The sequence below is a fragment of the Mesorhizobium sp. USDA 3734 genome, assembly GCF_056279665.1.
Genome location: NZ_JBWCCW010000001.1, coordinates 2,728,218 through 2,750,632, shown reverse-complemented (window position 1 = coordinate 2,750,632; position 22,415 = coordinate 2,728,218). Strand labels below are relative to the sequence as shown.

The window sequence follows — 22,415 nt, the reverse complement described above, 5'->3', positions numbered from 1 at the left end:
ATTACGGAAATTAGATGACCGAATCCGTCCAGCGTACGATCTGGCTGGCGGCATCGCCGAACGCATTGTCGAGCGCGCTGACATAGGCGGGATTGCCGCTGCCCGAAACGGGCGCGGATGCGGTGAAGCTCTTGGAGGCGCGCACCTCGCCGTTGCGGTCGTTCAGAATGCGCACGAACAGGTCGACCTCGGCATGCTCGCCGCCGTCGACGCGCACCTCGAAGGATCGAATCTCGACGATCACCTGATAGTCGATCGCCAGGCCCTCGCCCGGCTTGCCGACACCGGAAAAGCTGCCCGAACGCTGGAACGTCTCGGCCAGCCGCGCCTGCACGATCAGCGGCAGCCGGTCGGCCCATTGCGCGCCCTTGAGATACTGGATCGAGCGATCCGACGGCTTGATGACGATGTTCTGGCTGTCCAGCGCCTTGAGCGCCGAAGGCTGCGCGATCAGGATCTGGCGGCGGCTATGGCCATGCGCGTCGACCGTAGGCGCCGACAGCTCGAACGTATCGAGTGGTGCAGGCTTGCCGCCCAACGCCGCGCAGCCGGCTAGCGTCAGGGCAAGCAGTGCCGCAGCCGATGTCAACCCGCCCGTTTTCACCCATACAGACTTCACGCGCGATCCCCGCTGTCCCCGGATCGTAAGATCAACCCGCATTCTCGGCCCTTGTTCTTGAGGCTCGCCGACGCCGAAGTCAACGCCGCGCCCTGCCATCGAACTGCCGAACCTCGCCATCGCCACCGGAAAGGATGCGCTGTGGATTGCGGCTGAGATCGGTCACCGCCTCCTCGATGCGGCTGATCGAACGGCGGCTGTCCTGCACCAGCGCCTCGACATTCGAAAGCCCCTGGCCGGAGAAGCGCGCCAGATTGTCGGTGATGACCCCAAGGCGCGAATTCAGCGTGTCGGCGACCTGCTTGAACGATTTCAGCGTGTTCCGGGCGTCGGCCATCACGCCGTCGGCCTGGCCTGAGCCGAGCAAGGTGTCGACCTTGGCGAGGATGCCGTCGACACGCACCGAGGCGTCGTTGAGGCGCTGCGCCAATTGCCTGGCATCCTTGATCGTCTGGTCGATGTCGTCGGCCCGATTGGCGAACTTGTCGGTCACCTCTGCGATATCGGCAGCGGCCTTGTCGGCGTTTTTGCTGGCCTTCTGGATGTTGGTGAGCGCCGTGCGCACCTGCGCCGGATCGATGCCGTCGAGCACGCCGTCAACCTTGGCCAGCGTGCCTTGCGTCTGCTTGGCGAAATCGTTGACGGACCCGACCGCGGTATCGACATTCTTGATCACGCCGTCGAGCTGCTTCGAAGTCTCCTTGAGGTTCCCGGTCACCGTGTCGATATTGGCGACAATGCTCTTGATCTTGTCCTTGTCGACGGCATTGAGAAGGCCTTCGGCTGCCTTCAGCGTGCCATCGAGCTTGCCGGAAACGCCTTTCAGCTCATCCGCCAGCGTGCTGGCGGCGGACAGGAACTTGTCGATGCCGTCCGAATTCTTGGCCAGCGCATCCGAGAAGGTCTGCACATTCTGCACGGTCTGTGTGAGCGGCCCGCGAACGTCCTTGGTGAAGCCTTCGAGCTCGGTCAGCACCTTGTCGGCGCGGGTGAAGATGTTCTGCGCCGTCTGCAAAAGGTTGGTCACCGCCGATGGGTTGGCGACGATCTCGGCGACCTTGCCTTCCTTTTCCGCCTGGTCGAGGAGTTTTACTTCCTTGGGATCGGCGCCCTTGAGCTCGATGTTGGCCTGTCCGGTGAGGCCGGCGAGACCGATATCGGCCTGCGTCGACTTGGTGATCGGCGTCAGGCGGTCGATCTCGGTGTCGGCGATGGCAACCGTCGGATTGTCGACGTCGATATAGACGCGCTTGACGTCGCCAACCTTGACGCCGTTGAACAGCACGAAACTGCCGCGACCGAGCCCGGAGGCCGAGCCCGGAATACGCACGCGCAGCAACGTCGTCTCGCCCTTGTCGCCGATCGCCGCCGTCCAGTAGACGAAGGCGAACGCCGCCAGGATCGCAGCCAGCGTGAAAATGCCGACAATGACGTAGTTGGCTCTGGTTTCCATTGTCTCACTTATGGCTATGCGCGCGCCGCAAGATCAAGTTGCCGGGCGCGTTTTCCGCGGAAATAGGACTTTACCCACGGTTCCTCGCTCTTCAGCATGTCGTCGATGGTGCCTTCGACCAGCACCTTCTTCTTGCCAAGTACGGCCACCCGGTCGCAAGCGGTGAAAAGCGTGTCGAGATCATGCGTGACCATGTAGACGGTCAGATCCATCGTGTCGCGCAGCTTGACCACCAGTTCGTCGAATTCCGCCGCGCTGATCGGATCCAGACCCGACGTCGGCTCATCGAGGAAGACGATGTCGGGATCGAGCGCCAAGGCGCGAGCCAGCGCCGCCCGCTTGATCATGCCGCCGGACAGTTCGGACGGGAATTTTTGCGCCGCATCGGGCGGCAGCCCGACCAACTCGATCTTGAGCAATGCCAGTTCGTCCATCAGCTTTCGCGGCAGATCGAGATATTCGCGCATCGGCACCTGGACATTCTCCAGCACCGTCAGCGCCGAAAACAGGGCGCCATGCTGGAACAGCACGCCAAGGCGCATGTCGATGCGCAGCCGCTCGATGTCACTCGCCTTCTCGACATCGACACCGAACAGCTTGATCGTGCCCGACTGCTTGCGCGTCAGGCCGAGAATGGTACGCAGCAGAACCGACTTGCCGGCACCCGAGGCGCCGACAAAGCCAAGGATCTCTCCGCGCCTTATGTCGAGCGACAGCTTGTCCAGGATGAGTTTGTCGGCGAAGGACACGCTGATGTCGTGCGCGGAAAGCACGATGTCGCCCTCGCCCGCATCATTCGCCGGTGCATCCGCCCTTTTCCTGTTTCGCAGCTTCATCTCAGAACTCGATCGCTGCGTAGAAAATGGCAAAAAGCCCGTCGAGGATGATGACGACGAAGATCGACTTCACCACTGAGGCGGTGACGTGCTGGCCAAGCGATTCCGCGCTGCCGCCAACCTTCATGCCTTCGACCGAGGCGATCGTGCCGATGATCATCGCCATGAATGGCGCCTTGATCAGGCCGGCAAAGATCGTGCTGAGGTCGATGGCGACGCGTAACCGGTCGATGAAGGCAGCCGGCGGAATGTCGGAATAGAGCCACGCGGCCAGGATGCCGCCGCCGAGTGCGGCGAAATTGGCAATGATGGTCAGGCACGGCAAGGCGATGACCAGCGCCACGAGCCGTGGAAACACCAGGACGCCGATCGGGTTGAGCCCGATGACCTTCAGCGCGTCGACCTCCTCGCGCATCTTCATCGAGCCGATCTCGGCGGTGATCGCGCTGCCGGAGCGGCCGGCGATCATGATCGCCGTCATCAGCACGCCAAGCTCGCGCAGGATCAGCACGCCGACGAGGTCGACGACGAAGATATCGGCGCCGAAATAGCTGAGCTGGTAGGCGCCTTGCTGGGCAACGATGGCGCCGACGATCGCCGACATCAGCACCACCACCGGAATGGCGCCGACGCCCATACGATCGATCTGGTTGAAGATCGCCGCCGGGTTGACGGCATGACCGCGCCCGAGCTTCATCTGCGCGCCACGGATGGTGGCGCCGAGGATGTTCATCGAGGCGAGGAAATCGTCGCGCATCTCGTAGACGCGCCGGCCGACCGCCTCAAGCGCTCGAATGATGATGTTGGGCGGTCGCGCCGGGCCGGATTCGGGTTCGCGCCGCACGGCCTCGCCCACCGCGTCGAGCAGGATCGAAGCGATCTCGCTCTGGCCCTGCATCTGGATCTTGACGCCCTTCTTCTCGAAGGCGCTGACCAGCCGGTCGATCAGCCAGGCGCCAGCGGTGTCCATCTTCTCGATGTTGGAAAGATCGAGCGCCAAGGTCTTGAAACCGCTTCGCTTCTCGATCTTGCGCATCTCCGCGTCGATCAGTGCGACGGTCCGTGTCGTCCAGACTCCGGAGAAAGCGCAGCCGAGAACGCCGTCCTCCTCGCCGATCGCCACGCGCGGTTCGTGGTCAGCCTCCCCTGCGGTCGTGCCGCTTGCGTCGCGCTTGCCGATGGTCAACATGGCGTCCTGTTTAGCCTGACGAGTCTGACCTGTCGATTTGCCGACGACGCTTGTCGCATAGCCGGAGCAGAAAAATATGGCGCGTGTCATTTCGGTTGAGGCCGAGCGTTTTCCCATCGCCGGAACCTTCACCATTTCACGCGGTTCCAAGACCGAAGCCGAAGTGATCTCCTGCTCGATCAGCGAGGGCGGCCACGCCGGACGTGGCGAATGCGTTCCCTACAAGCGCTATGGCGAGACCATGGACGGCGTCCGCGACGCGATCGAGGCGATGCGCGGCCGGATCGCCGGCGGCATCAGCCGAACCGCCCTGCTCGATGCCATGCCGGCCGGAGCGGCCCGCAACGCCATCGACTGCGCCCTGTGGGACCTGGAGGCAAAGATCAACGGAACATCGGTGGCGGATGCGATAGGTGCCGCTCCATTGCGGGCGCTCGAAACCGCCTACACGCTGTCGCTCGGCGAGCCGGAGGCGATGGCGGCGCAAGCCAGCGCCAACGCGGCGCGGCCGCTGCTCAAGGTCAAGATCGGCGGCGACAACGATATCGCCCGCATCCGCGCGGTCCGGCAAGCGGCGCCCGACAGCCGCATCATCCTCGACGCCAATGAGGGCTGGAGCGACGACAATATCGTTGCGAACCTCGCCTTTGCCGCCGAACAAGGCATCGCGCTGATCGAACAGCCGTTGCCGGCCGGGCATGACGAAATCCTGCGCCATATCGCGCATCCCGTGCCGATCTGCGCCGATGAAAGCGTGCACGAGGCGAAGAACCTCGAAGCGCTTGTCGGCCTCTACGACGCCGTCAACATCAAGCTCGACAAGTCGGGCGGCCTGACAGCCGCATTGGTGTTGCGCGATCGCGCCCGCGAACTCGGCTTCGGCGTGATGATCGGCTGCATGGTCGGTACATCGCTGGCCATGGCGCCGGCGGTGTTGCTCGCACAGGATGCCGATTTCGTCGACCTCGACGGTCCGCTGCTGCTTGCCCGCGACCGGGTGCCCGGCCTTGTCTACCAGGGATCGCTGGTGTCACCACCCGATACGACGCTGTGGGGCTGAGCGCGCTGCAAGCCCGATCAGCACGAGGCCGACGACAGCGATCGGAATCATCACAAGGAACCCATCGACGCCGAGACGGTCATAGAGCGGGCCGGAAGCAAGCGTAACAGCGGCCATGAAGAAGCCATTGAAGAAATAGGCAATGCCTTGCGCAGCACCGGTGCGCTCTTCGGAGACAGTCTCGGCGATCATTTTCTGCAGGCCGATCAGCACCATTGCGACAGACACCGAATGCAGCGACTGCACGGCGAAGAAGCCGGGGATGCCAAGACCGAGCGGCCATACCAGTGGAAAGATGATCCAGCGCACGATCGAACCGATGCCGGCGATCACCATCACTTTGACGACGGACACGGAGGCGAAAATGCGATTGAAAAACAAAAACATGCAGACTTCGCACACCACGCCCCAGGCCCACAGCAGGCCGACGACGGAATCGCTGATGCCGATCGATTTCCAGTAGATGGAGACGAAGCCGTAGAGGAAGGCGTGGCTGGCGGTAATGATGCCGACACCAAAGGTGAAGTAGAGGAAATAGGCATTGAACAGGCTAGGCGCGGCGTGCTGGATTTCTGCGGCCGACAGCGGCGAAGCCTTGCGCGGCCGCCCCATTCGCGGCGCAAACAAGGCTGCGGCAAGCGCTGCGGCAAGCGCCACGAATATGATTATCGGCACGGCTTTGGCTCCGGCCGCCGCCAGGATGAAGCCACCCACAACATTGGCGCAGAGATAGGAGATCGAGCCCCATTTGCGCATAGCGGTGTAATTCGAGCCGAAGCGACGCACCCCAGACAACGCCAGCGAATCGGCCATTGGCGAATGCGGTGTCCAGACGATCGTCAAAACCAGCGATACGGCCAGCACGATCGCGTAAGTCGCTGGCAGGAAATAGCCGGCCGAAATGGCCATCGTTGCCGCGACCAGCGCGATATAGACGTTGGCGCGGTCCTTCGCCCGGTCGGCAAATGCCGTCAGCATGGGCGTCGTCACGACGCGCAGGAACATCGGTGCGGCAAGGATCACGGCGATCTGTTCGGCGCCGAAGCCCTTCGCCTGCAGCCAGAGCGGAAAATAGGGCAGATGCGTGCCTTGCGACACAAACAGCGTCGCGAAGATCAGGCTCATGCGCAGTTCGAAATGGCGCGGCTTGACGAGTTGTTCGGGCGAAAGCGGCGGCAGGGACATGAATCGATCCAATCACGCTGCACTCGGCCGGACGGCAGCGCGTATCGATCCCTTAACATGGGCGAAAACCGGGCGAAACCGGCTGGACTAATCGATTGATCCCGGAGCCGGAACGAACTCCGGCACTATGCCGCCTGCCCTACCCGGTCTTCGATGAGCAGCGGGATAAAGGGCTCGTCCGGCGCCTCGGGCAGCACCTGCGCCCAGGTCAGGATTTCCATCCGACCGTCAAAGTGCTCGACCACAGCCGTACAGCTTTCCACCCAGTCTCCGGTGTTGATGTACTGGACATCGCCGAAATTCTCGATGACGGCATGATGGATGTGGCCGCAGATGACGCCGTCGACATGCGAGCGGCGCGCCTCGTCCGCAAGCATGGTCTGGAACGAGCCGATGAAGTTCACCGCCTTCTTGACGTTGACCTTGGCCCAGGAGGAAAACGACCAGTAAGGCAGGCCGAGCAATTGGCGCAGCCGCGTCACCACGCGGTTGACCAGCATGGCCGCGTCATAGGCGTGGTCGCCGAGATAGGCGAGCCAGCGCGCATTGTGGACGACGGTGTCGAACTGGTCGCCATGAATGACGAGGAGGCGTTTGCCGTCGGCGGTCTCGTGGATGGCGCGGTCGGCGACGACGATGCCGCCGAAATGCACGCCCTGGAACTGGCGCGCGAATTCGTCATGATTGCCGGCGATGTAGGTGATGTTGGCGCCCTTGCGCGCCTTGCGCAACAATTTCTGCACGACGTCATTGTGGCTTTGCGGCCAGTGCCAACTCCGCCGCAACCGCCAGCCGTCGACGATGTCACCGACCAGATAGATGATATCGGCGTCGTGATGTCTAAGGAAATCGATCAGGAATTCGGCCTTGGCCGCCTTCGAACCGAGGTGGACATCGGAAATAAACATGCTGCGGAAAGTGCGGGGCTCTTGGCCGGACATCGCGATTTCACCGTTGCTTTCGCGAGAGGCTATGCCCCGATTCATGCAACAACCGTATGACGGTTGCGATTGGTCCAGCCAAGGGACTAGCTTGCCGCCGGCTCACAAGGAGAAAATCATCATGGATCTCGGTATCAGCGGGAAGAAAGCCATCGTCTGCGCTTCGAGCAAGGGACTTGGGCGCGGCTGTGCCATGGCGCTGGCCGAGGCCGGCTGCGACATCGTCGTCAACGGGCGCAATGCCGAGTTGGTGGCGAAAACCGCCGCGGAATTGCGCCAGCGCTATGGCGTCACGGTGACGGAAGTCGTTGGCGACGTCTCCAGGCCCGAGATACAGAAGGCGCTGCTCGCGGCCTGCCCGAACCCGGATATCCTCGTCAACAACAATGGCGGACCGCCGCTTCGCGACTTCCGCACGCTTGATCGTGAAAAGATCCTCGAAGGCGTCACCCAGAACATGGTGACGCCGATCGAGCTGGTCCAGGCTGTCCTCGACGGCATGGCGGCGCGCGGCTTCGGCCGCATCGTCAACATCACCTCGCTGTCGGTCTATGTGCCCATTCCCGGCCTCGACCTGTCATCCGGCGCGCGCGCCGGCCTGACCTCATTCCTTGCCGGCGTGGCCAGGACGGTGATCGACCGCAACGTGACCATAAACAGCCTGCTGCCAGGCAAGCTCGATACCGACCGGCTGCGCGGCCCGCATGAAGCCGGCACCGTCGAGGATCCTGCTGCGGCTGCCGCGCGCAAGACCCGCATCAGCGCCGATGTTCCGGCCAAGCGGCTCGGCACGCCGGAGGAATTCGGCCAGATCTGCGCCTTCCTGTGCTCGGTCCATGCCGGCTATCTGACCGGGCAGAACATACCGGTCGATGGTGGTCTCTACGTCAGCGCCTTTTGATCAACGCACCTACCAAACAGCAAGACTCATCTGCTATGAAATCGGCATAAGCGTCTGATAGATCATGGCTTTCGACACGCCGGCCGGTAAAGCCGCCGGCGCGTCAATTAGCGTCGCGAAAAACCTCGGCTGCATGCTAAAAGGGAATCTCCAGGCAGATTTCGAGGGAGCGGCCGCATGGAAGGCGAGAGCAAAAAGACGGCACGTTCGGACCTCGACGAAGCCGCCCTCTACTTCCACAAGTATCCAAGGCCGGGAAAGCTCGAGATCCAGGCGACCAAGCCGCTCGGCAATCAGCGCGACCTTGCGCTCGCCTATTCGCCTGGTGTCGCCGCCCCTTGCCTGGAAATCCGCGACGATCCAGCGACCGCCGCCGACTACACGGCGCGCGCCAATCTGGTCGGTGTCGTCTCCAACGGATCGGCTGTGCTCGGCCTCGGCAATATCGGCCCGCTGGCCTCCAAGCCGGTCATGGAAGGCAAGGCTGTCCTGTTCAAGAAATTCGCCGGCATCGACGTCTTCGACATCGAGATCGATGCGCCCGGTATCGAACGCATGGTCGAGACGATCTCGGCGCTGGAGCCGACCTTCGGCGGCATCAACCTCGAGGACATCAAGGCACCCGAATGCTTCGAGGTGGAAGAGCAGTTGAAGGCCCGCATGGGCATACCGGTGTTCCACGACGACCAGCACGGCACCGCCATCATCGTCGCCGCCGCCGTGCTCAACGGGCTGGAGTTCGCCGGCAAGACCATATCGGACATCAAGATCGTCACTTCCGGCGCCGGCGCCGCCGCCCTTGCCTGCCTTAACCTGCTGGTCTCGCTCGGCGCGCGGGTCGAAAACATCTGGGTCACCGACCGTTTCGGCGTCGCCTACAAGGGCCGCACCGACGAGATGGATCGCTGGAAAGACCCTTATGTGAAGGACACCGAGGCGCGCACGCTGGCCGACGTCATCTCCGGCGCCGACGTCTTCCTCGGCCTCTCGGCGGCAGGCGTGCTGAAGCCGGAACTGCTCCAGCACATGGCGCCAAAACCGCTGATCCTGGCACTGGCCAACCCCAACCCGGAAATCATGCCGGAAATAGCGCGTGCGGCGCGTCCCGATGCAATGATCTGCACCGGCAGGTCCGATTTTCCCAATCAGGTCAACAACGTACTGTGTTTTCCTTACATCTTTCGCGGTGCGCTCGACTGCGGCGCCAGCGCCATCAATGAGGAGATGAAGATGGCAGCGGTGCGGGCGATCGCAGCGCTGGCACGGGAGGAACCCTCCGATGTCGCGGCCCGCGCCTATTCCGGCGAGACGCCGATCTTCGGACCGGAGTTCCTGATTCCCTCGCCCTTCGATCCGCGCCTCATCCTGCGCATCGCACCGGCGGTCGCCAAGGCTGCCTGCGACACCGGTGTCGCGACAAGGCCGATCACCGACTTCGCCGCCTATATCGACAAGCTGAACCGCTTCGTCTTCCGCTCCGGCCTGGTGATGAAGCCGGTGTTCTCGTCGGCCAAGGCATCGACCGCCAAGCGCGTCATCTATGCCGACGGCGAGGACGAGCGGGTGCTGCGCGCCGCCCAGGTGGTGCTTGAGGAAGGCATCGCCGAACCGATCCTGATCGGCCGCCCTCACGTCATCGAGGTGCGCCTGAAGCGCTACGGGCTGCGCATCAAGCCCGGCATCGATTTCGGCCTGATCAACCCGGAGGACGATCCGCGCTATCGCCACTATGTCGACCTGCTGATCGAACTCGCCGGCCGGCGCGGCGTGACGACTGAAGCGGCGCGCACCATGGTGCGCACCGACAACACGGTCATTGCGGCCCTGGCGCTGAAGCGCGGCGATGCGGACGCCATGATCTGCGGCCTCGAAGGCCGCTTCGAGCGGCATCTGCGCAACGTCACCTTGATCATCGGCCCTCGCGCCGGCGTCAAGGACCACGACCTGTCGACGCTTTCCATGCTGATCTCGCAGCGTGGCATCATCTTCCTGACCGACACCCACGTCTCTGTCGACCCGACGGCCGAGGAGATTGCCGAGATGACGGTGCTGGCGGCAGAAGAAATCCAGCGCTTCGGCATCGAGCCGAAGGCAGCACTGCTGTCGCATTCGGATTTCGGCTCGCGCGATTCGCCGAGTGCGCTGAAGATGCGGCAAGCGGCGGCGATCCTGGCGCGTATCGCGCCTGATTTGGAGTGCGACGGCGAGATGCACGCGGACACTGCCTTGTCCGAGCATCTGCGCCAGCGCGTCTATCCCCATTCCAGGCTGAAGGGCGAAGCCAACCTGCTGGTGTTCCCCAACCTCGATTCGGCCAACATCACGCTGACCGCGCTCAGAACCATGATGGACGCGCTGCATGTCGGGCCGATCCTGCTCGGCACCGACATGCCGGCGCACATATTGACGCCGTCGGTCACCTCGCGTGGCGTGGTCAACATGACGGCGCTCGCCGTGGTCGAAGCCGCCCACAAGGCGCAGGCGGTCGTCAATCTGGGCTGAACACGGATTTCGCGGTAAACTGCAATTAACCGCGAACACGGTAGCCTTGCGGGCCAACGGGCGGGATTTGGGCAGCGGAGTTTGGGCGGATGGCAAGCGGAGGGTGGAAGCAGGCGCATGCTGCCGTGCTGCTTGGCCTTCTGTTGTCTGCAGCCTGGGGAGTGGCCGAGCCACAGGCCGCCTCGCGGATCTGCCGCCAGTTGGAGGCCGATCTTGCCTCAGCCTCACGCGGCGGCGGTGGTGGTCCGGCACTGATCCGGAAATACGATTCCGCAATTGCCAGGCAGCATGAACAGATTTCGAAGGCCCGCAGCCAGGCTAATCGGGCTGGCTGCGGCCTTTCGCTGTTCGGCCGCAACCTCAATGAATGCGCTGGGCTCAACGCCACCATCGATCGCATGAATGCCAACCTCGATGCGCTGCAAAGCAAACGCGAGCGGCTGGCCGGCGACGGCTCACGCCGTGACCGCGGACGCATCCTGGCGGCGCTTGACGCCAATGGCTGCCGCGACGACACCGTTGCGCCACGGCGTGCGCCCTTGCAGGAAGCGAACCGCGAAGGCGGCAGCACAAACCTGTTCGACCAGCTTTTCGGCGGCAACAGCCGGCAGCTCGATATGCCCGACAATGCACTTGACCAGCCTGACGATCCCGACGAGGAGCGCAGCGTCCGCCGGGTGCTCAACCGGCCCGGCGTACCGGACTTTGCGAGCGTCGGCGGTGAATTCCACACCTCCTGTGTACGCACCTGCGACGGCTATTTCTTCCCGATGTCGAATTCGGCGTCATCAAGCGATTTCGAACGCGACCAGAAGAATTGCGAATCGAGCTGCCCCGGCACCGAGATGCAGGTTTTCTACTCACGCGGCATGGATGACGATTCGGCCTCGATGACATCATCGGTCACGGGCCGGCCCTACAGCGAATTGCCGACCGCCTATCTCTACAAGCAGCCCGACATGTCTCGGCCGCCGGCTTGCGGCTGCAACGCCGCCGCGCAGGGCTTCCAGATCATTGCCGGCAACCCGCCGAACCCAGAACAGTCGCAGCCTCAAACGGACGCTGCACCGTTCATCCCCGTCCCGGTGTCCAAGCCGGACCCAGGTGCCGATCCGGAAACCCTGGCCAATCTGGAAGGCGGGCTCGACCGCGAGGCGATCAAGCGGCTTTCCGTCAAGCCGGTGACGTCGCCGGTGTCCGCGCTGCCGCCGGAACAGCGCAAGGTCAGGGTCGTCGGGCCAACGTTCCTTCCCGACCCATCAGCGGCAATAGATCTGCAAGCTCCGGCCCCGAAGGCAGTCCGGTAAGGGCTGTTCTGAGCGGCATGAACAGCGCCTTGCCCTTGCGGCCTGTCGCTTCCCTGATCTTGCCCGTCCAGTCTTTCCAGATCGTCGCGGTCCAGGGGTCCTCCGGCAGCAGATCGAATGCCTGGCCAAGGAAATCACGGTCGTCATCGGAAAATTCCGGTTTCTCCTGCGGCCCCTCGCGCAGGATACGCCACCAGTTGAGCGCATCGGCCAGCCTGTCGAGATTGCCGCGCACAGCCAGCCAGAACGGCTCGGCCTGCTCGCCCGAGACGCCGAGCACGATCAGCCGGTCTTGCGCCTCGGCGAACGGCATGTGGTGCAGCAATGTCCGGTTGAGCACGAACAACTCGTCCGGATCGAACTTGGCCGCCGATTTCGATGTCGCCGCTGGGTCGAAGCGCTCAGCGAGTTCACCCATCGTCGGCACCGCCGCGACATTCTCCGAGGTGCCGACCAGCACGGCCAGCGAAGCGACCGCCATCGGCTCGATGCCGTCCTCGCGCAGGCTTTCGATCGATAGCGCGCCGGTGCGCTTCGACAGTCCCTCGCCCGATGCGGTGGTCAGGAGATTGTGGTGGCCGAACACCGGCGGCTCGGCAGCCAGCGCCTTGAACAGGGCGATCTGCACGCCGGTGTTGGTGACGTGGTCGTCGCCGCGGATGACATGGCTGACACCCATCTCGATGTCGTCGACCACCGAAGGCAGCGTATAGAGGTAAGTGCCGTCCTCGCGCACAAGGACCGGATCGGAAAGCGAAGCGAGGTCGACGGTTTCCTCGCCGCGCACCAGATCGTTCCAGTGGATTTCGGTCCGTTCCGGCTGCTGCGGATCGCCTGAGAAATTGGGGAGGAGAAAACGCCAGTGCGGCCGGCGGCCATCGGCCTGGTATTCGGCGATCTGCTCGTGCGTCAGCGCCAGCGCCTCGCGGCCATAGACCGGCGGCAGGCCGCGCGTGCGGCGCACCTTGCGCCTGAGATCGAGCTCCTCCGGCGTTTCGTAGCAAGCGTAGAGAACGCCTGCCGCCTTCAACCTCTCGACCGCCGCGTCATAGACCTCGAAGCGCCGTGATTGGTACTCGGTTGCATCCGGGAAGATGCCCAGCCAATGCAGATCGTAGAGGATGGCGTCGGAAAACTCCTGCTTCGAGCGCGCAATGTCGGTGTCGTCGAAGCGCTGGATGAAGCGGCCCTTGTTATTCATGGCAAACAGCCAGTTGAACAAAGCCGTGCGCGCATTGCCGATATGAATGCGGCCGGTTGGCGACGGGGCGAAACGAACGGTAACTGTCATGAGCGGGGCGTACCGGATGCTTTTGTGATTGACAAGACGCGCCCCCGCGCTGCCGGGCAGACATAGAACATGGCGCACACAATGAAAAGACCGGGGCAGCGCGCGCCTCAGGTGGCGCGTAGGCCGCGGCCAGTCCGGAGGCGCCCGCCATCACCGGGCGCAGCCAGCCGGTGGCGCCGACGAACCGGTCGTTAAGGCGATGAGTGGCCGAAGTCGTCGGAACTGAGGCGGGTCCAGCGGTCACCCATCACCCCACCGATAAAGATGTCACCGGAGCGGACCGCTTGCGTGACCTCGGCGTTTCGCGAGCGGACCATCGTCCCCCCGGCATAGCGGAAGAAGACATTCCTGTAGCCGAAGAGTTGAGGCATGAATTTGCTCTGCGTCTGCCCGGTGATGCCCACGCAGCCCATATCCCACGCCGCCGCGATAAGGCCATCCAGCGTCGCGCGCCAGTGAGATCCGGACGCCTGGATCTGCAACAGGCTCGCAATGTCGCCGGCTCGACCGTAGAAGGCATAGCAACCGAGCATTTTGCCTGTCTCGTCGTAGGTTCCGCCGAAATGAAGTGGGCCGTCGGCCCGCTTCTCGGCCGCCAGCGCGAGCAGCCGTGGCAGTTCGCCATCCTTCCAGCTCGGCCGAAGCGAGTAGTCGGACAGCAGGGTCGGCAGCCGCTCGGCAAATTGCGCGGAATCGATCGGCTCACGGTGAACCCGGTGCGACGACAAAGCCTGGACGGGGAACTCGAACCGTCTTTTCGCAAGAGCATCGAATGCTCTCGCGCAGGGATCGAGGGCCAAGCGAGGCAGGCCGGGCCACTTACGGTGCAGTGTGGCGGCGGCCATCGCGGCCGGCCGGAAAATGCAGGTCCATCCCAGACAATGCACCGGCAGCAGCTGATACTTCATCGGGCGCGCGAAGGCCAAAGATGTCCGGTTGGCCGAATCGGTCAGCTGCAGATCGAATTCGCCTTGGTGCAAGGCACGCAGCAATTGCGGTCCTGCCGAGCCGTCATCGGTGCCGGGGTCGGCCATGAGCGGACCGATGATTGCCGCATTCAATGCCGCTCCGTTGAGCTCATAGCGGGCTTTCAGGACGCCGAGAAACCCACCCAGACGACCCTGTCGGCTGAGTTGGACAAGAGCGCTGGTCGCACCGGACTGGCCGGCAGGGTCAAGATAGATCTCTCTCATATACGCCGCTGTCTCCGCGATCGCTCGATCGAGGAGATGACGCCGCCGCCGGCGAAACTTCGTCAGGAAGAGCGCGGCGACGCTCTCGAGATCTTCGGCAGCGAGCGGCCGGACCGAGCCGTGCGCTTCCAGCACCGACGGCGCGGCCACCTTGCCCGGACCGGCATTTGTGGAAACAAGATGCATCGTGAAGAGCGCCCCTGGGTTGCTTCGCCAAAATATATATCAACCAAAGGTAGAAACAACGTATCTCGATTGGTATGATGAACAGGCGCCTCAAAAACTCAGGACTTCACAGGCGGATTGGCTCGGCCGGCATACGCTGAGCGACAGGGACTTCGGGCGTCTCAGGTCCGCCGATCTGCTCGCAACAGGTTCGGCTCCGCCCTGCGATTGCGTGCCTGCGCCACCCCCGCCTTGGCTGATAGCGCCTGATAGAGGTGGCCTCCAGCCGAAGCCGGAGGCCACCCCAGGTCAGATCACCAGACCCTTGGTCAGCTCCAGCGCCTGGCGCTCGAACAGGCGGCGATAGATCCCGCCCTTCAGCCGGATCAGTTCGTCATGCGAGCCTTCCTCAACGATCTTGCCACGATCGAAGACCAGCAGCCTGTCGAGCGCCCGCACCGTCGATAGCCGGTGCGCGATGACCAGCGTCGTGCGGCCGACCATCAGCCGCTCCATCGCTTGCTGGATCAGCACCTCCGATTCCGAATCGAGGCTCGATGTCGCCTCATCCAGGATCAGGATGCGCGCATCGGCAAGGAAGGCGCGCGCGATCGCCACGCGCTGACGCTCGCCGCCCGACAGTTTCACGCCGCGTTCGCCGACCAGCGTGCCGTAGCCCTTCGGCAGGTTGGTGATGAAGTCGTGCGCGCTCGCCAGCTTCGCGGCGTGCTCGATCTCGTCTTGCGTCGCACTCGGCCTGCTATAGGCGATGTTCTCGGCCAGCGACCGGTGGAACAGGATCGGCTCCTGCTGGACGATGGCGATCTGCCCGCGCAGCGACGCCTGCGCCACCTGCGAGATGTCCTGGCCGTCGACCAGGATTTTTCCCGCATTCACGTCATAGAGCCGCTGGATCAGCTTGACGAAGGTCGTCTTGCCCGAACCCGAATGGCCGACCAGTCCGACACGTTCGCCCGGCGCGATGTCGACCGAAAAGTCGCGATAGAGCGCTGACCGGTGATTGCCATAGTGAAAGGTGACGTTGTCGAAGCTGATCCGTCCTTCAGTGATCCGGATCGGCTTGGCGCCGGGCCGGTCCTCGATGCCGAGCGGTTCGAACTGGAAATCGACCAGCTCCTCCATGTCGTTGATCGAGCGCTGCAGATTCCGGATATGCGTGCCGATATCCCTGAGATAGCCCTGCAGCACGAAGAACGAGGTCAGCACGAAGGCGACGTCGCCGGCGCTCGCCTGCCCCCACGACCACAGCATCAGCGCCAGGCCGATCACCGCCGCCCGCATGACCAGCAGCAGCGCCCCTTGCGTGGTGCCGTTGATGGTGCCGCGCACCCAGGTGCGCCGCGTGCGCGCACGCCATTTGGCGACGACCCTGGCGAGGCGGCGCTCCTCGCGCTCCTCGGCGCCAAAACCCTTGACCACGGCGTTGCAGCTTACCGCGTCGGCCAGCGAGCCGCCGAGGCGCGTGTCCCAGGTATTGGCGAGCCTTGCCGCCGGGGCGACATAGCCAAGCGACAGCATCGCCGTCACCATAATGAACAGCACCGAACCGGCGGCAACGACGGCGCCCATCAGCGGCCAGAACCAGCCGAGCAGCAGCGTCGAGCCGACCAGCATGACGACGGACGGCAGCAGAGCGATGAGGATGGTGTCGTTGAGCAGGTCGAGCGCCCACATGCCGCGCGTCACCTTGCGCACGGTCGAGCCGGCAAAGCTGTTGGCATGCCAGTCGGTGGAAAAGCGCTGGACGCGATGGAAGGCGTCGGCGGCAATGTCAGCCATCATCTTCAGCGTCAGCTCGACGATCGCCATGAACGCCAGGTTGCGCAGCACGACGCCGGTCAATGCCAGGGCCATCAGCATCGAAAACGCCGCCATCGCGGCATTCCAGGCAATGGCGTCCGCGCCGGCGCTGCTGGCGACGGCGTCGACCAGCCGGCCGGAATAGAGCGGCGTCAAAACGTCGGCCAGCGTCGACAGCAGGAAGCCGCCCATGATGAGCGAAAGCCGCCACGGCTGACGCCGCCAATGGGTGAACGTGAAGCCAAGAACGCTGCGAAAGGCGCTCGCGCGCAAATCGATCTTGAAACGAGCCATGATGTCATTCGGGCGCAAACGAGCCCGATCCCAGTAAGGTCGAAAATTGAAGAAGCCGCGCAAGGGGCCAATGAGTGCCCAGAAAGCGGATTGGCATATCTGGCGTCTCGCCCGCAATCGGGCGGCGACCGGCATCGGCATAAGCCTGTGCTCGATCCGGCATCAGAGCGAAGGATAAACCCTCGCGGAACGCTGGAGACCTAGGCTTCGCGGCCTCGCATTACCATTTGAAATACTGCCATTCGGACCTCCCGCAAATGAATCGCGGAGAGGTCCTTATAGAGACGCCCCGATGCACCGCCAAGATCAGCTCACGCCAAAAGTGTATCTGGTCCAACCACTGCGATTATTTTGCAACAATGCGGCAAACCATCGCCGCGCGCCGCTTCATCCGGGATCGCGATCGAACCGCATGTAACGGCCATCGGTCGATGGCTTGAATCCAAGCTTTTCATACAAACCATGGGCGTCGCTGGTCGACAGGCTCCAGTGGAAAACAGTCCTGACTTCAGGATGATCGATCAGGGCCTGGACGAGCCGGCTGCCGATGCCCTGCCCGCGATGCTCGGGCCAGATGATGATGTCGGCGAGATAGGCGAACACCGTGCGGTCCGTGATCGCCCGGCCGAAGCCGACTTGCTTGCCATCGATATAGGCGCCGACGCAAAGCGAATTGGCAAAGGCGCGGCGATGGACTTCGTCACTGCGCCCGGCGCCCCAATAGCTTGCCATCAACAGGTCGGATGTCGCCCGGAAATCGATCCGTGACAGGTCGAAGCTGATTTCACAGTCGGGCATGACTACCCTTGCCTGCGGCATGCCAGAACTTTCGGTCAGGAAACAGTGTCTAGCCGATCCCTGAAACGGTTGGTGATGGGATAGCGGCGGTCGCGGCCAAAATTCTTTTTGGTGATCTTCACACCGGGTGCTGCCTGCCGGCGCTTGTATTCGGCGATGTAGAGCAGATGCTCGATGCGCGTCACCGTCGCCCGGTCATGGCCGCGCGCGACGATATCGTCGACGCCCATCTCGTTCTCGACCAGGCATTCGAGGATATCGTCCAGCACCGGATAGGGCGGCAGCGAATCCTGGTCGGTCTGGTTCTCGCGCAATTCCGCCGACGGCGCCTTGTCGATGATGTTCTTCGGGATCACCTCGCCCGAGGGCCCGAGAGCGCCCGGCGGCACGTGGCTGTTGCGCCAGCGCGACAGCGCATAGACCTGCATCTTGTAAAGGTCCTTGATCGGATTGAAGCCGCCATTCATGTCGCCGTAGAGCGTGGCATAGCCGACCGACATCTCGCTCTTGTTGCCGGTGGTCACGACCATCGAGCCGAACTTGTTGGAGATCGCCATCAGGATGGTGCCGCGCGCGCGGCTCTGCAAATTCTCCTCGGTAATGCCTTCCTTGGTGCCTTCGAACATCTGCGTCAGTGCGTGCAGGAACCCTTCGACTGGTTCGAAGATCGGCACGATGTCATAGCGGCAGCCGAGGGCGCGCGCGCAGTCCTCGGCATCCTTCAGCGAGTCCTTCGAGGTATAGCGGTAGGGCATCATCACCGCGCGCAGCCGTTCCTCGCCGAGCGCATCGACGGCAAGGGCCGCGCAGATCGCCGAATCGATACCACCCGAGAGACCAAGCACGACATTCTTGAAACCGTTCTTGTTGACGTAGTCGCGCAGGCCCAGCATGCAGGCGCGATAGTCGGCTTCCTCCCGTTCCGGGATTTTCGACATCGGCCCTTCCGAGCAGACCCAGCCTTCGCCTTGTCTTTTCCAGGTGGTGACGTCGACGGCTTCCTCGAACTGGCTCATCTGGAAGGCCAGTGTCTTGTCGGCGCCAATGGCGAAGGACGCGCCGTCGAAGATCAGCTCGTCCTGGCCACCAAGTTGGTTGGCATAGATCATCGGCAGCCCGCATTCGATGACCTGGCGGATGACGACCTGGTGGCGGACATCGATCTTGGCGCGATAATAGGGCGAACCGTTCGGCACCAGAAGGATTTCCGCGCCGCTTTCGGCCAGCGTCTCGCAGATGTCGACATCGCCCCAGATGTCCTCGCAGATCGGAATCCCGATGCGTACGCCGCGGAAATTGACCGGTCCCTGGATCTCCGGTCCGGCCTGGAAGACGCGCTTCTCGTCGAACTCACCGTAGTTCGGCAGATCGAGCTTGTAGCGCTCGGCAATGATCTTGCCGCCGTCGGCGAAGACGATCGAATTGTGCGTGCCGCTCTTTCGCTTCAGCGGCGTGCCGATGATGACGCCCGGGCCGCCATCGGCGGTATCCCTGGCGAAGTCTTCGGCCGCCTTTTCGCAGGCTTTCAGGAAGGCCGGCTTCAGCACCAGATCTTCCGGCGGATAGCCGGCGAGGAAAAGCTCGGTGTAGAGCACGAGATCGGCACCCTGGCGGGCGGCATCCGCCCTCGCCTCGCGGGCCTTGGCGAGGTTGCCAGCAATGTCGCCAACAGTCGGATTGAGCTGGGCAACGGCGATGCGCAGGATATCGAGTTTCTTGGTCATGCCTGCTGACTTAGCGCGGCAAAATTCGCCGGGCAATGGCGTTCGTTTGGACCACTTCGGACTGAATAGCAGACGCCGTTCCTGTCTGGACCGACTGGCGGACTTCGATCGAGGTTGGGCCGCCCTGTATCAGTCGTCGCCCATATATTCGCGCAACGCTTGCGGCGAATGGTTGTCACCGATCGACATCGCCAGGATGCGCGAGATATGGCGGCGCGGCAGACCTGTCTGCACGACCCACTGGTTGATCTGTGCCTGGATCTTGTCGAGATCCCTCTTCGAGGTCGGGCTTTCGGCGATGTCGAGGCCGGCGTCTCGCAATGCCGCCGCCATGTCAGCCGATATGACAAAAGCGTCCCAGCCCAGCCAGCGCAGAAAATACTGGCCGGTGTTGCCGCCGAGTCGGCTGCCATGCTTGCCGAGCCAGGCCATCAGCCCGACCTGGTCGTCGGCCGGCCAGCTGGCGAGGAATTCGCCGAAGCCGCCATATTCCTTCGACACGCGCTCGACGAAGGCAGCGTTGTCGCGAACGGATTTGATCTTCTGCGGATTGCGCACGATGCGCTGATCGGAAGCCAGATCGTGCCAGAAATCATCAGGCTGGAACAACAGCCGCTTCGGCTCGGAGTGCAGGAACGCCTCTTCAAAGCCTGGCCATTTCTGTTCGATGACGCGCCAGACAAAACCGGCAGCAAAGACGCGCTCGGCCATAACAGACAGAATCCGATCGTCCGCAATGTCTGCCACGGCGGCATTGTCGGGCGCCGGACCCAGCAGTGACGTCAGTTCCTCCTCGCCACCCTTGCGTTTTGCGGCACGTGCGCGGATTTTTGCGAAATCGGGCATTCTGCTTGCGTCCTCACGTCGTGCTTTTGACGAACCGGCATCTTCCTATATGGAAACCAGGCTGCCAAGCCGACGCTTTGTATGGAGACATCCATGAACAAGACCGTGCCCGAACTGGCCAATCGCTGGCTGAAGCGAAACCCGGAGAATTTGAGCGAGCTTGAGAGGCGGGTGCTGCAGAGTACCGTCGACCGCAAGCCCATATCGCAGGACATCAACGACAGTCTTGCCGGCCTTCAGGGCGCGGGCGACCGTATCGCCGATGCCATTGCGCGCGTCGGCGGTTCGTGGACGTTCATCCTGTCCTTCATCGCCTTCCTGATCCTCTGGATCGGCGCCAATTGGTGGCTGCTGGGGCGAGAGTCGTTCGACCCCTACCCCTTCATCTTCCTCAACCTCGTGCTCTCGATGATCGCCGCCTTGCAGGCTCCGGTGATCATGATGTCGCAGAACCGCCAGGCGGCGCGCGACCGCATCGACGCCGCCCACGACTACGAAGTCAATTTGAAGGCCGAGATCGAGATCATGGCGCTGCACGAAAAGCTGGATGAGCTGCGCCACAGCCAGATCATCGGCATGCGCGACGAGATCGCGCAGATAGCCGAACAGCTGAAGCGGATTGACGAACGGCTCACCCCCCAGACCCAACCCTCATGACGCAGGCCATCCATCATTTCATCGAACAGTATGGACTGCTTGCCGTCTTCATCGGCTGCCTCGCGGAGGGTGAAAGTGCCGCCATCCTCGGCGGCTTCTTCGCGCACCAGCAGGTCTTCGTCTTGTGGCACGCCTTCCTCGCTGCTGGCCTCGGCGCCTTCGTCGGCGATACCTTCTTCTTCATCCTTGGACGAAGCTTTGCCGACCATCGCTATGTCACGAGATTGCGCAAGCGGCCCGGCTTTCGCCGCGCCTACCGTCTGCTCAATACCCACCCCAACATCTTCGTGCTGTCGAACCGCTACGTCTACGGCATGCGCCTGGTGGGTGGCATCGCGGCCGGCCTTTCGACCATACCGGCGCCGCGCTTCGTCGTCCTCAACGCCATCTCATCGGCGATCTGGGCGGTGCTGTTCGGCACGATCGGTTATGTCTTTGGACTGGGCGCAGAACACTTCGTCGGCCAGGCGTTGATGCGTCACGAACGATTGCTCGTCGGGCTAGGCATCGGCCTGATCGTGGCGATCCTTGCCTGGTTCGTGGCCCGTCACATCGCCAGGAAGGAGCGCGCCAAGGAGAGCTGATTTGGACTCTGAGATTCGGGGCAGGCCGTCAGGCACGTCCTAGTCTACGCCGAGCGCCACATCACCCCGATCGAGGATCAGCGGGACGATCAGGTCTTCCTCGTCGGCAAGATGCCGGGTCAGCATGGCGATCAGCCGGCTGTTTTCGTCGGCATAAGCGTCGGCGGCGAAGCGCTGTCTGTCCTCGCTCTCCTGAAGCGTCTTGATGAAGGCATTGGCCGCCTCGGCATTGCGCTCCAGCCCTTCATGGATGGTGTGGTGGTCGGCATCGAGGATCTCGAAGCCGCGCTTCAGCCGGGGCTCGGCCTTGGTGAAGACCGGGAAATAGTGATGGTCCTCGACATTGTGGTGACCGTCGAGATGCCCAAGAAAATGATTGAGGCGCGGCGCGAACCAGCTTGCGAAGTCGGGCGCCGTCAGCCTGCCCTCGCGGTAGTCGCCAATGCCCTTGGTCAGCATGCCGCCAAGTTCGCGGAACATGTCGTGCCGCTGCAGCCACATATTGGCGATGCCATGGATGTTTGCATGGTCCTGCCAGTTTTCACGCGGGTATTTTTCGACGAGCCAGCCCAGATCGTCTGGCAGGCCGGCTCGCTCAAGAAGCAGAAAGTTGGTGGCTTCAGACATGACGGTTTCCTTTGGTAACCGACATGTAGGAACTGAAGCATCAGATCGGTAGCCCCGTGATCCGCTCGATGATGGCGATGCCCCAGACGCCGGCAACGATGAGCACCGAAATCAGCACCGCCAGCGAACCGCAGTCCTTGGCCAGTTGGATGTCGACATTGAACTCGCGGCTGAAGGCGTCGCATGCCGCCTCGATGCCGGTGTTCAGCACTTCGACCATGATCAAGAGCAGCACCGCGCCGATCAGCAACGCATAGCCGCGCCATGAGATCGAAACGAACCAGCCGAGCGGCAAGGCAAGCGCCAGCAGCATCAGTTCCTGCTGAAAAGCCTTCTCGCTGACGGCCAGCTTGCGAAACGCGCGCACCGAATTGAAATAAGCGTCGATCAGCCGCTGCATGCCAAACCCCTTTCCGAATCAC

20 protein-coding genes are annotated in these 22,415 nt (G+C 62.9%); 6 read left to right on the top strand and 14 right to left on the bottom strand.

All coding sequences use genetic code 11. From position 1 onward, the window contains the following. Positions 1-10 precede the first annotated feature (10 nt). From ACZ89F_RS13105 to ACZ89F_RS13090, 4 genes are read right to left on the bottom strand one after another with little or no spacing between them, the layout of a single operon-like run. Positions 11-661 (bottom strand): ABC-type transport auxiliary lipoprotein family protein, encoded by a 651-nt coding sequence (locus ACZ89F_RS13105; RefSeq protein WP_476092283.1) that lies wholly within the window; start codon positions 659-661, stop codon positions 11-13. Between the two features lie 37 nt (positions 662-698). Then, positions 699-2,072, bottom strand: a complete 1,374-nt coding sequence (locus ACZ89F_RS13100; protein ID WP_476092282.1) for an MlaD family protein — start codon at positions 2,070-2,072, stop codon at positions 699-701. Between the two features lie 14 nt (positions 2,073-2,086). Beyond that, positions 2,087-2,908 carry an ABC transporter ATP-binding protein gene (locus ACZ89F_RS13095; RefSeq protein ID WP_476092281.1) on the bottom strand — a complete coding sequence of 274 codons (822 nt, stop codon included), beginning with the start codon at positions 2,906-2,908 and terminating at the stop codon, positions 2,087-2,089. Position 2,909: 1 nt separating this feature from the next. After that, positions 2,910-4,097: an ABC transporter permease gene (locus ACZ89F_RS13090; RefSeq protein WP_476092280.1), complete on the bottom strand. Its 1,188-nt coding sequence runs from the start codon at positions 4,095-4,097 to the stop codon at positions 2,910-2,912. Positions 4,098-4,173: 76 nt separating this feature from the next. Between ACZ89F_RS13090 and dgcA the strand changes: the two genes are divergently transcribed. Beyond that, positions 4,174-5,157, top strand: a complete 984-nt coding sequence (dgcA, locus tag ACZ89F_RS13085) for an N-acetyl-D-Glu racemase DgcA (protein WP_476092279.1) — start codon at positions 4,174-4,176, stop codon at positions 5,155-5,157. Here the strand turns inward: dgcA and ACZ89F_RS13080 are convergent. Both ACZ89F_RS13080 and ACZ89F_RS13075 read right to left on the bottom strand, forming a co-directional pair. After that, positions 5,128-6,342, bottom strand: coding sequence for an MFS transporter (locus tag ACZ89F_RS13080; RefSeq protein ID WP_476092278.1), 1,215 nt, complete (start codon positions 6,340-6,342; stop codon positions 5,128-5,130). The two genes, dgcA and ACZ89F_RS13080, sit on opposite strands and share 30 nt — an antisense overlap. A 125-nt stretch (positions 6,343-6,467) precedes the next feature. Continuing rightward, positions 6,468-7,250, bottom strand: coding sequence for a UDP-2,3-diacylglucosamine diphosphatase (locus tag ACZ89F_RS13075; RefSeq protein ID WP_164548688.1), 783 nt, complete (start codon positions 7,248-7,250; stop codon positions 6,468-6,470). Between the two features lie 154 nt (positions 7,251-7,404). Between ACZ89F_RS13075 and ACZ89F_RS13070 the strand changes: the two genes are divergently transcribed. The 3 genes from ACZ89F_RS13070 (at position 7,405) to ACZ89F_RS13060 (ending at position 11,993) form a co-directional block, all read left to right on the top strand. Continuing rightward, positions 7,405-8,184, top strand: a complete 780-nt coding sequence (locus tag ACZ89F_RS13070; protein ID WP_476092277.1) for an SDR family oxidoreductase — start codon at positions 7,405-7,407, stop codon at positions 8,182-8,184. Positions 8,185-8,361: 177 nt separating this feature from the next. Continuing rightward, positions 8,362-10,686 (top strand): NADP-dependent malic enzyme, encoded by a 2,325-nt coding sequence (locus ACZ89F_RS13065; protein ID WP_476092276.1) that lies wholly within the window; start codon positions 8,362-8,364, stop codon positions 10,684-10,686. A gap of 89 nt (positions 10,687-10,775) precedes the next feature. Further along, positions 10,776-11,993 (top strand): DUF2865 domain-containing protein, encoded by a 1,218-nt coding sequence (locus ACZ89F_RS13060; RefSeq protein ID WP_476092275.1) that lies wholly within the window; start codon positions 10,776-10,778, stop codon positions 11,991-11,993. Here ACZ89F_RS13060 and gltX read toward each other — a convergent pair. From gltX to ACZ89F_RS13030, 6 genes are all read right to left on the bottom strand, one after another. Beyond that, complete coding sequence (gltX, locus tag ACZ89F_RS13055) at positions 11,911-13,284, bottom strand: glutamate--tRNA ligase (protein ID WP_476092274.1); 1,374 nt, start codon at positions 13,282-13,284, stop codon at positions 11,911-11,913. The two genes, ACZ89F_RS13060 and gltX, sit on opposite strands and share 83 nt — an antisense overlap. 191 nt (positions 13,285-13,475) lie before the next feature. Continuing rightward, complete coding sequence (locus ACZ89F_RS13050) at positions 13,476-14,663, bottom strand: hypothetical protein (RefSeq protein ID WP_476092273.1); 1,188 nt, start codon at positions 14,661-14,663, stop codon at positions 13,476-13,478. 288 nt (positions 14,664-14,951) lie between these two features. Continuing rightward, positions 14,952-16,757, bottom strand: coding sequence for an ABC transporter ATP-binding protein (locus ACZ89F_RS13045; RefSeq protein WP_476092272.1), 1,806 nt, complete (start codon positions 16,755-16,757; stop codon positions 14,952-14,954). A 387-nt stretch (positions 16,758-17,144) separates the two neighbouring features. Next, positions 17,145-17,555 (bottom strand): GNAT family N-acetyltransferase, encoded by a 411-nt coding sequence (locus tag ACZ89F_RS13040; protein WP_476092271.1) that lies wholly within the window; start codon positions 17,553-17,555, stop codon positions 17,145-17,147. A gap of 35 nt (positions 17,556-17,590) precedes the next feature. Then, on the bottom strand, positions 17,591-19,279 hold the full coding sequence (locus tag ACZ89F_RS13035; protein ID WP_476092270.1) for an NAD+ synthase: 1,689 nt from the start codon (positions 19,277-19,279) through the stop codon (positions 17,591-17,593). Between the two features lie 129 nt (positions 19,280-19,408). Next, positions 19,409-20,125, bottom strand: a complete 717-nt coding sequence (locus ACZ89F_RS13030) for a DNA-3-methyladenine glycosylase I (protein WP_476092269.1) — start codon at positions 20,123-20,125, stop codon at positions 19,409-19,411. A 93-nt stretch (positions 20,126-20,218) separates the two neighbouring features. On the opposite strand from ACZ89F_RS13030, the gene ACZ89F_RS13025 reads away from it, so the two are divergent. Further along, on the top strand, positions 20,219-20,782 hold the full coding sequence (locus ACZ89F_RS13025) for a DUF1003 domain-containing protein (RefSeq protein ID WP_476092268.1): 564 nt from the start codon (positions 20,219-20,221) through the stop codon (positions 20,780-20,782). Further along, positions 20,779-21,366 carry a DedA family protein gene (locus tag ACZ89F_RS13020; protein WP_476092267.1) on the top strand — a complete coding sequence of 196 codons (588 nt, stop codon included), beginning with the start codon at positions 20,779-20,781 and terminating at the stop codon, positions 21,364-21,366. The genes ACZ89F_RS13025 and ACZ89F_RS13020 overlap by 4 nt, the downstream gene beginning before the upstream one ends. A gap of 39 nt (positions 21,367-21,405) precedes the next feature. Here ACZ89F_RS13020 and ACZ89F_RS13015 read toward each other — a convergent pair whose 3' ends face one another. Next, positions 21,406-21,993 carry a hemerythrin domain-containing protein gene (locus ACZ89F_RS13015; RefSeq protein ID WP_476092266.1) on the bottom strand — a complete coding sequence of 196 codons (588 nt, stop codon included), beginning with the start codon at positions 21,991-21,993 and terminating at the stop codon, positions 21,406-21,408. Between the two features lie 40 nt (positions 21,994-22,033). Continuing rightward, positions 22,034-22,393, bottom strand: coding sequence for a diacylglycerol kinase (locus tag ACZ89F_RS13010; protein WP_109669321.1), 360 nt, complete (start codon positions 22,391-22,393; stop codon positions 22,034-22,036). Positions 22,394-22,415 lie beyond the last annotated feature (22 nt).

Coding starts and splice junctions, on each gene's coding strand:
- ACZ89F_RS13080 (WP_476092278.1), bottom strand. CDS start 6,342: ATGTCCCTGCCGCCGCTTTCGCCCGAACAACTCGTCAAGCCGCGCCAT.
- gltX (WP_476092274.1), bottom strand. CDS start 13,284: ATGACAGTTACCGTTCGTTTCGCCCCGTCGCCAACCGGCCGCATTCAT.
- ACZ89F_RS13020 (WP_476092267.1), top strand. CDS start 20,779: ATGACGCAGGCCATCCATCATTTCATCGAACAGTATGGACTGCTTGCC.
- ACZ89F_RS13045 (WP_476092272.1), bottom strand. CDS start 16,757: ATGGCTCGTTTCAAGATCGATTTGCGCGCGAGCGCCTTTCGCAGCGTT.
- ACZ89F_RS13025 (WP_476092268.1), top strand. CDS start 20,219: ATGAACAAGACCGTGCCCGAACTGGCCAATCGCTGGCTGAAGCGAAAC.
- ACZ89F_RS13015 (WP_476092266.1), bottom strand. CDS start 21,993: ATGTCTGAAGCCACCAACTTTCTGCTTCTTGAGCGAGCCGGCCTGCCA.
- ACZ89F_RS13090 (WP_476092280.1), bottom strand. CDS start 4,097: ATGTTGACCATCGGCAAGCGCGACGCAAGCGGCACGACCGCAGGGGAG.
- ACZ89F_RS13095 (WP_476092281.1), bottom strand. CDS start 2,908: ATGAAGCTGCGAAACAGGAAAAGGGCGGATGCACCGGCGAATGATGCG.
- ACZ89F_RS13050 (WP_476092273.1), bottom strand. CDS start 14,663: ATGCATCTTGTTTCCACAAATGCCGGTCCGGGCAAGGTGGCCGCGCCG.
- dgcA (WP_476092279.1), top strand. CDS start 4,174: ATGGCGCGTGTCATTTCGGTTGAGGCCGAGCGTTTTCCCATCGCCGGA.
- ACZ89F_RS13075 (WP_164548688.1), bottom strand. CDS start 7,250: ATGTTTATTTCCGATGTCCACCTCGGTTCGAAGGCGGCCAAGGCCGAA.
- ACZ89F_RS13030 (WP_476092269.1), bottom strand. CDS start 20,125: ATGCCCGATTTCGCAAAAATCCGCGCACGTGCCGCAAAACGCAAGGGT.
- ACZ89F_RS13070 (WP_476092277.1), top strand. CDS start 7,405: ATGGATCTCGGTATCAGCGGGAAGAAAGCCATCGTCTGCGCTTCGAGC.
- ACZ89F_RS13010 (WP_109669321.1), bottom strand. CDS start 22,393: ATGCAGCGGCTGATCGACGCTTATTTCAATTCGGTGCGCGCGTTTCGC.
- ACZ89F_RS13040 (WP_476092271.1), bottom strand. CDS start 17,555: ATGCCCGACTGTGAAATCAGCTTCGACCTGTCACGGATCGATTTCCGG.
- ACZ89F_RS13060 (WP_476092275.1), top strand. CDS start 10,776: ATGGCAAGCGGAGGGTGGAAGCAGGCGCATGCTGCCGTGCTGCTTGGC.
- ACZ89F_RS13100 (WP_476092282.1), bottom strand. CDS start 2,072: ATGGAAACCAGAGCCAACTACGTCATTGTCGGCATTTTCACGCTGGCT.
- ACZ89F_RS13035 (WP_476092270.1), bottom strand. CDS start 19,279: ATGACCAAGAAACTCGATATCCTGCGCATCGCCGTTGCCCAGCTCAAT.
- ACZ89F_RS13105 (WP_476092283.1), bottom strand. CDS start 661: ATGCGGGTTGATCTTACGATCCGGGGACAGCGGGGATCGCGCGTGAAG.
- ACZ89F_RS13065 (WP_476092276.1), top strand. CDS start 8,362: ATGGAAGGCGAGAGCAAAAAGACGGCACGTTCGGACCTCGACGAAGCC.